At 70.7% G+C, this 14091-nt stretch carries 12 protein-coding genes; 5 read left to right on the top strand and 7 right to left on the bottom strand.

Going from position 1 to position 14091, the window contains the following annotated elements; genetic code table 11:
- The first annotated feature begins 150 nt into the window (after positions 1 to 150).
- The 3 genes from Pme01_RS11540 (at position 151) to Pme01_RS11530 (ending at position 2998) form a co-directional block, all read left to right on the top strand.
- Entirely contained in the window at positions 151 to 1230 is a 1080-nt protein-coding gene (locus tag Pme01_RS11540) for a sensor histidine kinase (protein WP_239088164.1), read from the top strand.
- A complete protein-coding gene (locus Pme01_RS11535; RefSeq protein WP_168115363.1) occupies positions 1227 to 1895 on the top strand; it encodes a response regulator in 669 nt (222 codons plus the stop codon). Before Pme01_RS11540 ends, Pme01_RS11535 begins: the two co-directional genes overlap by 4 nt.
- A 68-nt stretch (positions 1896 to 1963) precedes the next feature.
- Positions 1964 to 2998 carry an AF_0692 family protein gene (locus Pme01_RS11530; RefSeq protein WP_168115364.1) on the top strand — a complete coding sequence of 345 codons (1035 nt, stop codon included), beginning with the start codon at positions 1964 to 1966 and terminating at the stop codon, positions 2996 to 2998.
- A gap of 272 nt (positions 2999 to 3270) precedes the next feature.
- Here Pme01_RS11530 and Pme01_RS11525 read toward each other — a convergent pair whose 3' ends face one another.
- Complete coding sequence (locus Pme01_RS11525; RefSeq protein ID WP_308441047.1) at positions 3271 to 4134, bottom strand: aminoglycoside phosphotransferase family protein; 864 nt, start codon at positions 4132 to 4134, stop codon at positions 3271 to 3273.
- 611 nt (positions 4135 to 4745) lie between these two features.
- Here Pme01_RS11525 and Pme01_RS11520 point away from each other — a divergent pair.
- Positions 4746 to 5873: a YncE family protein gene (locus Pme01_RS11520; RefSeq protein WP_239088163.1), complete on the top strand. Its 1128-nt coding sequence runs from the start codon at positions 4746 to 4748 to the stop codon at positions 5871 to 5873.
- A 178-nt stretch (positions 5874 to 6051) separates the two neighbouring features.
- Here Pme01_RS11520 and Pme01_RS11515 read toward each other — a convergent pair whose 3' ends face one another.
- The 6 genes from Pme01_RS11515 to Pme01_RS11490 all read right to left on the bottom strand — a co-directional run bounded on the left by Pme01_RS11515 (position 6052) and on the right by Pme01_RS11490 (position 11958).
- Positions 6052 to 6852, bottom strand: coding sequence for an N-formylglutamate amidohydrolase (locus Pme01_RS11515; protein ID WP_239088162.1), 801 nt, complete (start codon positions 6850 to 6852; stop codon positions 6052 to 6054).
- A 59-nt stretch (positions 6853 to 6911) separates the two neighbouring features.
- Positions 6912 to 7625 (bottom strand): Rv1352/Rv1906c domain-containing protein, encoded by a 714-nt coding sequence (locus tag Pme01_RS11510; protein WP_168115367.1) that lies wholly within the window; start codon positions 7623 to 7625, stop codon positions 6912 to 6914.
- An 83-nt stretch (positions 7626 to 7708) separates the two neighbouring features.
- On the bottom strand, positions 7709 to 8101 hold the full coding sequence (locus tag Pme01_RS11505; RefSeq protein WP_168115368.1) for a hypothetical protein: 393 nt from the start codon (positions 8099 to 8101) through the stop codon (positions 7709 to 7711).
- Positions 8098 to 10506, bottom strand: a complete 2409-nt coding sequence (locus Pme01_RS11500) for an AAA family ATPase (protein WP_168115369.1) — start codon at positions 10504 to 10506, stop codon at positions 8098 to 8100. The genes Pme01_RS11505 and Pme01_RS11500 overlap by 4 nt, the downstream gene beginning before the upstream one ends.
- A 13-nt stretch (positions 10507 to 10519) precedes the next feature.
- A complete protein-coding gene (locus tag Pme01_RS11495; protein ID WP_168115370.1) occupies positions 10520 to 11362 on the bottom strand; it encodes a ribonuclease HI in 843 nt (280 codons plus the stop codon).
- A gap of 74 nt (positions 11363 to 11436) precedes the next feature.
- Positions 11437 to 11958 carry a DUF4352 domain-containing protein gene (locus tag Pme01_RS11490; RefSeq protein ID WP_168115371.1) on the bottom strand — a complete coding sequence of 174 codons (522 nt, stop codon included), beginning with the start codon at positions 11956 to 11958 and terminating at the stop codon, positions 11437 to 11439.
- Between the two features lie 94 nt (positions 11959 to 12052).
- Between Pme01_RS11490 and Pme01_RS11485 the strand changes: the two genes are divergently transcribed.
- Positions 12053 to 14017, top strand: a complete 1965-nt coding sequence (locus tag Pme01_RS11485; protein WP_239088161.1) for an N-6 DNA methylase — start codon at positions 12053 to 12055, stop codon at positions 14015 to 14017.
- Positions 14018 to 14091 lie beyond the last annotated feature (74 nt).

The following is a 14091-nucleotide window of genomic DNA, read 5'->3' as shown; positions in this document are numbered from 1 at the left end:
TCCCAGACCCACGGAACCATACCGGTGCGCGACCATGGTGTGGTGTCCGGAACGAGTCTGAGCCTGATGCGGGCTGCGCCTGGCCAGAACGCCTTGCCGCGCTGGTGGCGGCCGGTTTTTCTGGCCTGCGCGGCTGCCGTGGTCGTCCCGGTGTCTCTGCTCGTCCCGCAGCACATGTCTTCGGTGTCCGGTCGGGTCGTGGGGGCGGCGCTGGTGGGGCTGCAGGCGCTTGCGGTGTGGTGGACCGGACGCCGACCGGTCGCGGCCACGGCCGTGGTGCTCGGTGCCGGGGCCGGTTTGGAGGTGCTGTACCCGTCGGTCGGGCCGGGGGTCGCGTTGATCGTGTTGTGCACGATCGCTTGGGTGCTACCGGCGAGGATGTCGCTGTGGGCGCTGGGTGCCGCGGTGGGGCTCTTCGTGACGGCCGCGGCGGCCGCCGGCGGGGGCCGGGTCGGGGTCGTGTTGGGGTGCGCGGGACCGCTGCTGGCGTGGAGTTGGGGAGCGCTGGGCCGGGCCAACTGGGGGCGTCGGCGGGCCGAGGCGCGTCGGGCTGTGCTGGAGGAGCGCGCTCGGATCGCCCGCGAGCTGCACGATGTCCTGGCGCACACGGTGTCGGTCATGGTGGTTCAGGCGGCTGCGGCGGACGAGGTCTTCGACGCCGATCCGGCGCAGGCCAGGCAGGCAGTGCGGCGGATGGAGTCCTACGGTCGGGAGGCGATGGGGGAGCTGCGACGGTTTCTGCGGACCGTACGTCCACTCGACGAGCCGGTCGAAGCGCCCGCGCGGGCACCCGGTGAGCTCGCCGGGCAGCACGGTGAGCCGCAGCCAGGCATTGGTGACATCGATCGGCTCGTGGAGTCCTTGTCCGGGACGGGGCTGGAGGTGGTGGTCCGGTGCGAGGGGGTCGAGCGGGCCGGGATCCCGCCGGGGGTGCAGGTGTCGGCGTACCGCATCGTCCAGGAGTCCCTCACCAACACCCTTCGTCACGCCGGCGCGCAGCGTGCGGAGGTCGAGCTGCGGATCGTCGGCGGCGATCTCGTCGTCGAGGTCCGCGACGACGGCCGGCCCCCGGTGAGCCGGCTGACCCGATCGAAGGTCCGGCCGCATGGGCACGGCATCATCGGGATGCTCGAGCGGGCGGCCTTGGTAGGTGGGTCGCTGGAGGCGGGGCCTGACCCGACCGGTGGGTTCCGGGTGCATGCCCGTCTGCCGATGGAGGGCCGGACATGACGATCAGGGTGTTGGTCGCGGATGACCAGGAGCTGGTACGCACAGGCTTCGGCATGATCTTGCGAACCCGGGACGACCTGGAGGTTGTCGGCGAGGCCGGTGACGGTGAGCAGGCGGTGCGGCTGGCGACCCGGCTGCGTCCGGACGTCGTGCTGATGGACGTGCGAATGCCGGGGATGGACGGGATCGAGGCGACCCGTCGGCTGGTCGCACTCCCCGACGCGCCGCGGGTGGTCGTGCTGACCACATACGACGAGGACGAACCGATGTACGCCGCACTCCGGGCGGGGGCGAGCGGGTTCCTGCTGAAGGACGTCCGCCCGGCGGAGCTGGTCGACGCCATCCGAGTGGTCGCCTCGGGTGAGGCGTTGCTGGCCCCGAGCGTGACGCGACGGCTGCTCGACCGGTTCGTGACGGCGCTGCCGAACGACGTGGGGGTGCGCCGTCCCGAGCTGTCTGCGCTCACGGGCCGGGAGTTGGAGGTACTGGAGTTGGTCGCCCGTGCGGCGTCCAACGCCGAGATCGCGGCCCGGCTCGTGATCACGGAGGCGACCGTCAAGACACACGTGTCGGCCATTCTGCGCAAGATCGGCGCCCGGGACCGGGTGCAGGCCGTCGTCCTCGCGTACGACCTCGGAGTGGTTCACCCGCGGCGCTCCTCCTGAGGTCGTAGCCCGAAGACCCGTCCACCGACGGAGGCGCTGTCGACAGCCGGTTCCCTACCGTCGGTGGCATGACCGAGCACCCCGTCACCACACCGGCCCAGGTGCGCGCCTCAGAACGCATTCCCGGCCGCCGCCGAGCGGCCCTGACTCTGGTCGCCCTCGCACCGTTGGTCGCCGAGGTGACGCTCGGTACGGTTCCCCTCGCGATGATCTGGGTCGTTCTGGTCTACCTGCCCATCTACGGCGCGGGCGTCCTGGTGATCCGCGAGCTCGTCCGGCGCACCGGCGGAGGCTGGGGCAGCATGCTGCTCCTCGGGTTGGCGTACGGGCTGGTCGAGGAGGGGGTGGCCCTGCAGAGTCTGACCAGCCCGCACCTGTACGGTGCCGCCGGCTGGGGTCCTCGTCCCTTCGGGATCAACAGCGCCTACGCGGAGCTGAACCTGCCCTACCACGCCGTCTTCAGCGTGGCGATCCCCATCGCGCTGGTGGAGCGCATCTTTCCCTCCCTGCGGCGTACACACTTCCTGCGCCGCGGTGGCCTGATCGCCACCGCGATCGTGGCGATTCTCGGCGTCGGACTGCTGCGGGCGTCTGTGCCGCCGTCGGAAGATCCCGGCTACGCCCTGCCGATTCCTGCCCTGGCCGCACTCGCCGTCCTGGTCGCAGCGCTGGTGCTGGCCGCCGTCCGGCTCGCGGGCGGCTCGATGCGGGACGGCGTCGAGCCACCTCGTCCGGCCATCGTCGGATCAGGCTGCGCCGCCGCGGTGCTGGGCTACCTCGGACTGCTCTACCCGTTCGGTGGGGCCCGACAGCCAGCCTTCACAGAGGGGTTGTGGGTGCTGGTCCCGATGCTGGTCGCGGCCGTCGTTGCCGTCTCGGCCGGCCTGGCCCTACGGCGATGGTCCACCGCGCCGGGCTGGACACCGCGTCACCAGCTCGCCGCCCTCGGCGGAGCGCTGCTGGCGCACACCGCGTTCGGGGCGGCCGCCGTCGCCGCAGCGCACGGTGCGCCGGACGTGGCCGTGCAGCTCGCTTGGGGCCTGGTCACCGTGTTTCTGCTCGCGGCACTGGACCGCCGGGACCGGCGCACTGCCTCAGGCTGAGACCGCCGGTCCCCGACCGGAGATGGGGTGCCCGCAGCACCGGTGCGCGCTGTCGCTGGTCTTGCGCATGAGCATCGCCCAGACCCCATATCCAGACCCGGCATTACCAGTGATGACGGCAGCGGATGAGCCCATGCGAAGCGCTTCGGCGCAGTCCGGACATCGATCTGTCACTCGACTTGGGCCGTCGGGGCGCCGAGGCTGGACGCCCGCCACACCTGGTAGCCGAGGGCTCTGTCCATCCCGGCGTCGGTCACCGTCGAAGCCCTGATTCAAACGGGTTCCGCGTACTCGGTAAGCACCTCGTCGATGACGCGCTTCGCCTCCGCAGCCGCGGCATGGTCGCTCTGCAGTGCACCGGCGTAAGTGATCAGCGCCTTCCACAGCGCCCACCCCCGCCCACGGGCCCACGTCCCGGGGTCCACGTCAAGACTGGCACGGAACGCTTCACGGCTCGCTCCAGACAGGAGTGTCCAGGCGATCACCAGGTCGCACGCGGGGTCGCCGACACCGCAGGTGCCGAAGTCGATGACGGCAGCCAACGCGCCGTCACGGACCAAGAGGTTCCCCAGCGCCACGTCGCCGTGGAACCACACCGGCCGGCCATCCCAGGGCGACCGCAGCGCCGACTGCCAGACCGCCGTGACTGCGTCCCGGAGGACCTGACCATCGAGCACCCCGACCGCCCGTCGCGTCTGCGAGTCGTAGACCTGCAGGGGTCCACCACGGAACCAGTTGTGCAGCCCCGGCTCGGGCGCTCCGGTCGGATCGACGTGTCGCAGAGCGACGAGGAAGCCGGCCAGGCTTTCCGCGAACTCGGTCATGTCTCCGATGGTGTCGATGTCAGCGGGTTCGCCGTCGATCCACTCATAGACCGACCAGTGGAAGGCAAACTCCTCATCGGGTTCGCCCTTCGCCAACGGCACGGATATTGGCAGCGGCACCCGTGGCGCAAGTATCGGCAGCCATCGGTGCTCCTTGTCGACCGCCAGCGCATACTCCCGAGCGGTGGGCAGCCGTATCGACATGCGGTCACCGAGATGAAAGGTCTGGTTGTCCCAACCGTTGGTCGCGACGGGCCGGACGGGCAGGTGGGCCCACTGCGGGAACTGCCTGGCGATCAGCCGTCGCACCACGCTCGGGTCGACCAGGCGACGATGAGGTACCGGGACGGTGTCTGGATCAGAGGTCATGCTGGCAACGTCACAAGACAGACGCCCGATGGCAACTGATTTGAAGCAGCGGAATCCTGCGGCGGCGACCGCGCATTCTGCTCCACGCCTGCCGTCAGCGTGCCTACCGCCTCGCTCGGCGAAGTGCAGCAGAAGTGCTCAGCCCTTAATCGGCTTGGCTCCCAGCTCCGACGCGGGCCTAGGTTCCAGACGCGGGTCGTGATCCGCTCCACCATGAAGACGAACGATCGGGTACTTGAATTGGTCGAACGACGTGGGGCGTGGCATTCGCAGCCAGTAGTACCGGTGGTCCCAGTTGTGCACACCGCCGAATTACTCGGGCAATGACGCGGTCGGAGTAGTCGGCCGGAAGTCGTTGATGTCGGTGATCGGTGCCCAGCGGCGCCCCTGCTGGTTAGGCGTCGGTGCGTAGCGTCCTGCACGGCGTCGTCGTCGGATCCGCCCCTCGTGGCGGTCCGAGGAGGGGATGGTGCCGGCCTGTGGTGTCCGGTCAAACAGGGTGTGTGTGTCGGCCGGGATACGGAACCATCTGCACCGGCGCCTGCGGGCCGGGCGTGCCCGCGACTGGGGAAGGCACCGCCGACGCCATCAAGTCCACCGCTGATTTCGCCAAGATCGGGCGGATCAACGTCATCCCCGACAAGGACCAGCGACTGCGCGAGATCTACCTCGACCCCGTCCGGCTGGCATACTTCCTGGGCATCCGGCAGACCGTCGGCGAGGGTCACGACCAGTTCGTCGACGACATGTACTCCACTCCCGACGGCTCAGCGATCGTGGTCTCACGCCCCAGCTTCGCCGATGTGGTCTCCATCGACATCGTCACGGGCAACCTCAACTGGCGGTTCCCCGTCTCCGGATACCGGTCCGACCACATGGCCGTCTCCCCGGATGGCTCCCGAGTGGCTGTGTCGGCCTCCACCGCCAACACCGTCCATGTGCTGGACATTCGCACCGGCCAGCAGATCGGCTCCTTCGCCACCGGCGACAAGCCTCACGAGAACGTCTTCACCCATGACGGCGCGTACATCTGGAACATGTCAATCGGCGAGGTCAACAACGACTTTGACGACCCGTCCCAGGATTGGTTGAAGGGTGACCGCAAGATCACAGTCGTCGACGGCGCCACCTTCAGGCAGGTCAATGTCATCGACATGCGGCAGCGCCTGGACGCCTTCGGCCGCAAGGACATGTCCGACGCGGTGCGCCCGGTCGCCTTCACCCCCGACGAGTCAAAGATGTACCTCCAGGTCTCCTTCTTCAACGGCTTCTTCGGGTACGACGTCGCCACCGACAAGATCACCCGCATGAAGACCCTTCCGAAGAATCCCGCCACCAGCGACGACCGCACCACCTATGTCAACGACTCCCGCCACCACGGCATGTCCATGAACCCCGCGGGCACCAGGCTGTGCATCGCCGGGACTATGGACGACTACGCCACCGTCGTCGACCGCGCCACCTTGCAGGAGGGACCGCTGGTGACCGCATCCAAGCCGTACTGGGCCACCATCAGCGGAGACGGAAAGGCCCGCATCATCTCCGGAAGCGGGGCCGACCAGGTCACCGCCATCGACTTCGGTACCGGACGGAAGATCGCCTCCATCCCGGTCGGCGACCACCCCCAGCGGGTCCGCCTGGCCCACCTACCGGCTGACTGGAATGGTCCAGCCATCGGCTGACCGCTTGCCGGTGCCGACGAGGGCGGCCAGCACGAGCAGCGTGTTACGCACGCTCCTTCCCGGCACCACGGCGAAGCCATGGCCGACCGCTACCGCACCGACGGGGCGAAAGGTGTCCATCAGGCGGCTGACAAACCGCGGAGCCAGCCGGCGTAGGTTCAGGCGGGGCCGATGACCTCTACACCATGTCGACCAGGTGGGTGAGCGCCTCGACGATCCGGTCGATGCCGGCGGTCGGCGGTCCGCCAGGTTCGGTCATGTACGTGTCGCGGCGGATCTCGACCATGAGCGCGGTCACGGCCCGCTGCGTCCCGTAGTGCTTGAGCGGGACGTAGCAGCCGGCGAACGGCGTGTTCACGGCGATGCTCCCGCACGACGAGAAGGCAGCTTCGGCGACGGAGAGCAGTTGCGGCGGGGTGTGGAACTCGTCGACGCCGAGGCAGACGGCCGGCCGCTCGCCGCCGGCGTGCAACTCGTACGGCAGGGCCACGGCCGGGTAGGAGTGCACGTCGATGATGACCGCGCGACCGGTGGCGGCCAGTCGCTCGTCGACGAGGTCAGCGATGGCCGCCGCGTACGGCTCGTAGTGTGTGGCCAGCAGCGCCTTCTCGTGTACCGGGTCGTCGTCGCGCAGCCGGTGGCCGTGTGAGGTGCGGGTGTAGACGGCGCCCATACCGACGGCGCGCATCTCCTCACGCTCGTCCGGGAACCGCTCCGGATCGACGACGAGGCGGGAGGCCAGGTTCGTGAACGTCCACGGGGCTCGTTTCGTCCCGGCCGCCGCGCGGTCGGCGATGAGTCCGGTGTGCGAGTCGGTCATGTGGTCCAGCTCGGCCGCCAGCGCGGTGTCGTCGAGCAGGATGTGGGACCGGGCGGCCGGGGTGATGTGCCGGGAGCTGTGCGGTACGTGCAGGATGACGGGGGAGTCCGCCGCGCCCCGGCCGACCTGGTAGACCTCTTCGATGCCGTTGGTGGACAAACCTTCTCCCTGGTATCTGAATGCGTCTGCTGACAAGAGTCCGAGCACTGCCGGGTGGGTCATGAAACCTTGATCCAGTCGCCGCAGTCCTGGGTCGTGAAGTACTGGCCGTTCGACAGGGACACCGTCGGCCGGCCACCGCTGACGAGGTCGTTGGCCACGATGTTGCGCCCGTTGGCGTCCGAGTTGATCTTCCAGTAACACTGTCCGGAGACGGCCTCCTTCACTCGATACGTACCGGGCTGGATGTCGACGCCTACCGCCCAGGTGCCCTCGCGGATGGTGTTCTGGGCCTGGACCTTCTCCGCCTGCGTCGCCGCGTCCTCGCGCTGCTTCACCGCGTCTTCACGGGCCTGGGCCCGGTCCTCGCGCTGCTTCACCGCGTCCTCGCGCGTCTGCATCTGGTCGGCGCGAGCCTTGTAGGTGTCGCGCTCCTGGCTTACGGTTTCGAGCCGCTTGCCGAGGTCGGCAGCAGCGGCACGGCTCTTCTCGCCGGCTTGGCGATGGGTCTCGCTGGTGTGGTGGTAGTAGAAGGTCAGGCTCCAGCCGCTGACCAGGGCGACCGTGAGTACGGACGCCATCCAGAACCGCGGCCGGCGCAGCAGGCGGGGCAGTGGTCCCCGCTCGCCGTCCCCGCCGGGTGCGGCCGTCGGTGGCTCGTCGTCAGGCATGTCAGGCGGATCGGCCGGGGCTGGCTCACCGGCGGACAGCGCAGCCGGCGCGTCGTCGACAGGGTTGTCGGAGGGCATCTCAGTCGGTACCTGCGCGCTCATGGGGGTCTCTCCGTTCTGGGCGTACTCGGTGGGATGGTTCGGTGGTCGTCCGGGTCGGCAGCGGCCGCGGTGACGAGCCGACGTCAGGACGGGAGTTCGGGGCCGTTCAACGTTGCGAGCAGCGCGGTCACTTCGGTGTGTAGCCGGCGCAGTTCACCGGCGGTCGGCGCCATCTCGTAGCAGTGGTGGTGCGTGGCGCTGGACAGCGCGGCCCAGGCGAAGCTCACCCGGCGGGCGACCGTACGGTCGTAGCGCCGCAGCATCAGGTGCTTGGTGCGCCCGTTGGCGCAGACGGCGACCGGCGGGGACAGCCGCTGCCAGAAGGCGTCGATGCCCCCTTCGAGCGCCAGACGGATCAGGCAGGCGCAGGCCTTCGGCCACCACCCGGCGGCGACGGCGGTGGCGCCGAGCGGCCCGGTGGCGCGCAGCATCTGGTCGGCCGCGGCGAGGCAGCGGTCCGGGGTCACGGTCGTCATGCCAGCGCCTCCGCCAGCTTGCGGGTGTCGGTGGCGAGCAGGCGCAGGTCGCCCGCGTACGCGCCGTGGACGCCCTTGCGGCAGGCCTGGTACGCGTCGGCGGCCCAGGACCCGTGCCTGCGGTTCAGGTAGCCCAGCACCTCGCCGCCGCGGTCGGCGTCGTCGAAGAGCGCGAGCGCGAACGTGGTCGGCACGCTCTTGCGCGCCCGCTCGATCGCGTCCTCGACGTCGGCGTGCCGGACCCCGTGCGCCAGCCGCACCCGCCAGGTGACGCGGTGGCAGGCCGCCTCCAGCGCCGAGCGGCACAGCTCAGCGACCACCGGCGCGCGAACGTCGTCGGGAACCTCCGCCGACCGTGCCAGGGCATTCGCGTCGTCGAGGTACCGGCTGACCGGATCCAGGCTCGGCTGCAGGGTGACCACCGACTGCTCGGCGCGTACGACCTCGATCACGTCGGCGTCGATCTCGAGGCGGCGTACGGCGTCCGGCAGGCGGGTGTCGTGGGTGAACACGACGACCTGGCGCTGGTCGGCCACGTCCGCGAGCACCCGGGCCAGCCCGTCCACCTTGGACGGATCCATGCTCTGTACCGGGTCGTCGATGACGATGAACCGAAACGGGCTCTCGTCGGCGCAGCTGCGCGGCAGGAACGTCGCCAGCCCGAGCGCGTGCATCTCGCCCTGGCTCATCACGCCCAGTGCCGTGCCGTTGTCGGCGCCGTCGACGCTCACCGGGAACACCACCCGGCGCCTGGTACTCGTACCGGCCAGCGTCATCGTGCCGAGCCGGACGTTGCTCTCCTGGCGCAGCTCCTGCCAGATCCGCTGGGAGTGCTCGGCGAACGGCGCCACCCGCTCGTTACGGATCTTCTCGCCGACCGTCGTCAGCCAGGCCCGGGCGTTCTTGAGCCTGTCGCGCGAACGCTCGTGCTCGGGTACCTGCCGGGCGGCGTCAACCCAGGCGCGCACGTCGGCCGCTACCCGCTGCCAGCCGCTGTCGCGCCGGCGCAGCCAGTCGGCCGCGTCCGCGCGTACCGTCTCGGCGGCGTCGAGGACCGCCGGGTACCCTGCGAGCAGGTGGGTGGCGAGCTCCTCCGCGGTACGGGGAGCGTCGCGCAGTGCAGCCACGGCGGCCCGCAGTTCGTCGAGCCGTACGCCCGGCACGTCACCGGCTGGGACGTCGACGCCGTCGCAGAGGTCGCGCGCCTTGCGGGACAGCTCGGCCAGGCGGGTCGACGCGCGCTGCGCCGCGAGGGTGGTGACGCGCAGGTCGTTCAGCGCGGCCTCGGCGCCCGTGTGCCAGGAGGCGTCGAGGGTACCGGTACCGCAGACCGGGCACGGCCCGTCGCCGGCCTCCGCGTGCTGGTCGAGCGCCAGCCGGAGCAGTTCGGCGGTGTTCACCAGCGTCCGCGACCGTGATCCGTCGTAGCGCTGCGCCTCCGCCGCCACCCCGCTCAGGTCGCCGGCCAACCGTGCCACGTCGTCACGAGCGGGCAGCGCTAGGGCGGCCAGCCGCCGGCACAGCGCAACCGTCGCGTCGGCGGCGCTGTCGAGCGGCTCGGCCAGAATCGCGTCGAGCAAGTCGAGGTCGGGCTGCTTGGACGTCAGGACGACAGCGGCGCGCCGAGCCCGGTCGTCGTCGATCCCGGCCACCTTGTCACGCAACGGCTCACGCTGCGCGCGTACCTCCTTGATTGTCTTCTCGAACGGCTTCGCTGCGGCGAGTAGCAGCCCATCGGCCTTCGCGAGCGCGTCGAGACCGAGGATCGCGTAGATCGCGTCGAAGAGCTGGCTGGGCGTACCGGAGACGAGCTTGCCCAGGTCGGCGGCGGTCAGGAACGGCCGGTAGAGCTTGAGCGGTTCGGTCAGGCCGTCGACGGCGTCGCTTCCGACGACCTTCGCGTCCGCGAGCTCGGCGTCGGCCGCCCAGGACCGCTCGATCCGTACCGGCGCCGCCTGCCCGTCGGCGCGAAGCTCGACGGCGATCCGGCAGGGGTCCGGGGCGTGCAGGTTGCGCCAGCCCGTACGCCAGACGCTGTTCTTGTCGGCCCACCGCGCGCTGTCACCGGTGAGGGCGAGTTCGACGGCCTCGGCGAAGCTGGACTTGCCGGAGCCGTTGCGGCCGACGACGAGCGTCAGGCCCGGTCCGGGGCGGATGGGCAGGGCCCGTTCCGGGCCGACGCCCCGGAAGCCGGCCACCGTCACCGAGGACAGGTAGAGGTGGTGCTCGGGCTGGTCGGCGTTCGCACGCCGGACGTCGAGCTTGGTGGGCTGCCCGGCCAGCGCGGCGGACAGGTCGTCGCTCCCGCACAGGGCGGCGAGCACGAGGTCGGCGGTGTCGGTGGGTACGGCGTCGGCGGCGAGCCGATCGAAGATCAGCTCCAGGAGGGGCTCTTCGCGGTTCACTGGTGCCTCCGGTTCACGCTGCGGCGCTGGCGGTGTGCCAGTCGCGGAGGAACGCGTTGACGAGATCTTTCGCCCGACCGTGGAGGTCGAACTGTTCCGTCAGCCGGCGACGGGCCATGTGCGAGAGCGCGTCGGCGGCTTCGTTGAGCGGATGGCCGGCGTGACCCTTGACGTGCTGGAAGGTCACTCCGGGCAGGGTGGGGAGGAGTTCGGCGAGCCGGACCAGCGTGGGCTGGGCGGCGTGGATACGCGGGCGCAGGCTGTACCCGGCCGGCATGGCCGTCGTGTCGCCTTCCTGCCAGCGGTGCAGATAGGACAGCGCGCCGAGGCTGTCGACCAGTACGGTCAGGCGCTCGGGCGGGGTGACGAACCCCGACAGCAGGTACTCGACCGCGCGCAGTTCGTTGATGAGTGCGCGGGACGGGCCGGTCGGGTCGAGCCGGCCGGCGTGGCGACCCCGCAGTCCGAAGTGGCCGTCGCTGACCACGTACGCGATCCCACCGACCCGCCCCTTCCAGCTCGCGTCGGTCGCGGCGACCGGGTCGCCGGTCGTGTGCGTCCAGCGCGCCACCAGCCCGCGGCCGCGGGCCGACCCGTCGCGGCGTACCCCGGCCCGGCAGGTACCGGAGGCGAGCCGGTCGTGGCCTCCGGCGAGCGCCTCGGCGGCCTCGAGCTGGTGCGCCGCTGATTCGAACTCGTCGTAGCGGGCCACGATCAGGGCGAGCTGTACCGCGTCGCTGATCTGCCGGCAGCGCTCGCACCGGTTACGCGTCAGGTAGGGGCGCAGCGCCTCGGCGCGGTCGCGGAGCGCGTCGGGGAGCAGGGGAAGGGCGTCGGTGAACTCGTCGGCACGCATGACGTCTCCTGTGAACGCCGTAGGGGAGGGGGCGGTTCGGGGCGGGCGGTTGCCCGCCCCAGGGCGTCGGGCAATCAGGCGAGCTGGACGTCCACGCCGCCCGAGAAGGACGAGTCGTGCAGCTCGAGCTTGGCGAGGGTGGCGCCGGCCGGGATGTCGTAGACGAGCACGCCGGTCACCTGGTTGCCGGGGTTGATCTGGTTGAACAGGGTGGCGGCGTCCTGGTTGGCGTACATGCCGGCGGTGCTGTCCGTGGAGTACTGCGTCTTGTCCGCCCCGAACGCCTTCTGGCCACTGTCACTGAAGGCCTGCGCCTCCTTGCCGATGTTCTTGACCTGGACCGTGACAAGGCAGAACTGGCCCTGCGCCTTCTTGCCGAGCATGTCGTTGCCGAGCGACGGCACGCCGCACTTGACCTGCTGCACCGTGAACTCGAACTTGCCGTCCCGGGCCGCCTCGCCGACCTTGGCGGTCTTGGCGGCGGTCTTCCCGCCGCTGTTGCCAGACCCGCCGGACGTCGCCGTGGTGCTGCCGGCCCCGCAGCCGAGCGCCACGACGGCTCCGACGGTCAGTCCAATGAGAGTCCCTTTACGCATTGCTTCTCCTCGTTTCGATGTCGGCGTCAATGAGAACATCGTCCAACAACTCTGTCAACAGACGAATCTCTTGACAGCCGTGTATGCTGCTCGTGTGCAAGAGACTCCGACGGTTACCGCCGCCGACATCGCCCGGTTGGCCGGTGTCGGTCGCGCCGCGGTCAGCAACTGGCGTAAACGCCATGCGGACTTTCCCGCGCCGGTCGGCGGCACGGCGGCGAGCCCGGAGTTCGCCCTCGGCGACGTTGAGGGCTGGCTGCGCGACCAGGGAAAACTGCCGGAGGTGTCCACGGAGGACCGGCTCTGGTCGCACCTGTCGGCAGCGAGCGACCATCTGGCGGCGACCGTCGGAGAGGTCGGTGCGTACCTTCTCTCGCGCAAGCGCGGCGAGTCACCGTCGCTGCCGGACGTCGACGCCACGGTGCGCCAGGCGGTCGCTGACCTGGTGGACCGGCAGGGGCCGCAGGCGACGTTCGACGAGCTGTGGCGGCGGTTCATCGACCGGGAGGCGCGGCGGATCGGTGCCACGCCCGACGAACTGGCCGACCTGATGGTCGGGCTCGCCGACGTAGCCGGCGGCTCGGTGCTGGACCCGGCGTGCGGCACGGGCGGGGTCCTTCGGGCTGCGGTCCGCGCCGGCTGCTCCGCCGCGTACGGGCAGGAGATCGACGAACACACCGGGCGGCTGATCGCGCTCTGGCTCGCGATGCGCGACGTCCCCGGCGATATCCACGTCGGGGACTCACTGCGCGCCGACGCCTTCGGGGACCTGACCGTCGACGCGGTGGTGTCCAACCCGCCGTTCGGCGACACCAACTGGGGCCAGGAGGAGCTCGGCTACGACCCGCGCTGGGAGTACGGGACGCCACCGCGTACCGAACCGGAGCTGGCCTGGGTCCAGCATTCCCTCGCGCACCTGCGGCCGGGGGGTACCGCCGTCATCCTCATGCCGCCGTCAGCGGCCAGCCGCCGCGCGGGCCGGCGCATCCGAACCGAACTGTTGCGAGGTGGTGCGCTGCGGGCGGTTATCGCGCTGCCGGCTCGGGCGGCGGCGCCGCACGGCGTACCCCTGCACTTGTGGGTCCTGCGCCGCCCCGCGCCGGACGCGTCGCCGCCGGCTCAGGTACTGCTGGCCGACGGAACCGATGGGGACCTCGGTGCCGTATGCGCGCGGGTGTTGAAGGCCTACCGCGCGTTCACCGAGACGCCGGAATCCCCGGCGGAGGAGCCGGGCTTCGCGCGCGCGGTCCCGGTCATCGAGTTGCTGGACGAAGAGGTCGACCTCTCCCCGGCCCGCCATGTCCGCACCGCACCGGCGGCCGCCAAGCCTGAGCAGCAGGTCGCGACGGCAAGCGCACTGCGCAGCCGAATGCGCCAGGCGGTTGCCGACCTGACGGCCCTGAGCGACGGCGAGAGCTGGCCACCGGCGGGTGCCGAACCACGGTCCTGGCGTAGCGCCACCGTCGCCGACCTGTTGCGGGGTGGCGCGCTCACCCTGCAGCGGGTGGCCGCCGCCGGTCGCGGCACGACGTCCGACCGGGCGGAGAACGAGGCCCCTATCCGTACCCTGACCGCGCAGGATGTGGCGGCGAGCCGGTCGGCCTCCGGGGCGGGCGACGAGCGCGCCCCGGGCGAAGGGATCGAGATCCGGGAGGGGGACGTCATCCTCCCCGAGGTGCTCCACGGCGGGGCTCGCGCGGCCCGGGTGGCGGACGCGCGTGACGCCGGACAGCTCCTCGGCCGGAACCTGTTCCTGCTCCGGCCGGATCCGGAGCGCCTCGACCCCTGGTTCCTCGCCGGATTCCTGGCGGCCGAGGACAACCTGAACGCGGCGGCGACCGGCACGTCGGTCGTGCGCCTGGACGTCCGCCGGCTACGGGTACCGCTGTTGCCGCTGCATGAGCAGCGGCGGTACGGCACGGCGTTCCGGCAGCTGCAGGCGCTTCGGGCGGCGGCCGACCTCACGAGCCGCCTAGCCGAGGAGACGGTCCGGGCGCTCGGATCCGGTCTCACCGGCGGCGCGTTGCTCCCACCCGACGTTGATCCGGCCGGATCCTGAACCTGAACGACAAACAGCAGCCGCCACCCATGTCCCAACCCGCCCTCATTTCGGGCGGTGCAGCGGAAGGAACC

Origin of the sequence: Planosporangium mesophilum, assembly GCF_016863255.1 — a bacterium.
Classification (GTDB): Bacteria; Actinomycetota; Actinomycetes; order Mycobacteriales; family Micromonosporaceae; genus Planosporangium; species Planosporangium mesophilum.
The sequence above is the reverse complement of the archived record's forward strand: the minus strand, read 5'-3'. Positions and strand labels throughout refer to the sequence as shown.

Coding starts and splice junctions, on each gene's coding strand:
- Pme01_RS11510 (WP_168115367.1), bottom strand. CDS start 7,625: ATGAGCGCGCAGGTACCGACTGAGATGCCCTCCGACAACCCTGTCGAC.
- Pme01_RS11505 (WP_168115368.1), bottom strand. CDS start 8,101: ATGACGACCGTGACCCCGGACCGCTGCCTCGCCGCGGCCGACCAGATG.
- Pme01_RS11490 (WP_168115371.1), bottom strand. CDS start 11,958: ATGCGTAAAGGGACTCTCATTGGACTGACCGTCGGAGCCGTCGTGGCG.
- Pme01_RS11495 (WP_168115370.1), bottom strand. CDS start 11,362: ATGCGTGCCGACGAGTTCACCGACGCCCTTCCCCTGCTCCCCGACGCG.
- Pme01_RS11535 (WP_168115363.1), top strand. CDS start 1,227: ATGACGATCAGGGTGTTGGTCGCGGATGACCAGGAGCTGGTACGCACA.
- Pme01_RS11530 (WP_168115364.1), top strand. CDS start 1,964: ATGACCGAGCACCCCGTCACCACACCGGCCCAGGTGCGCGCCTCAGAA.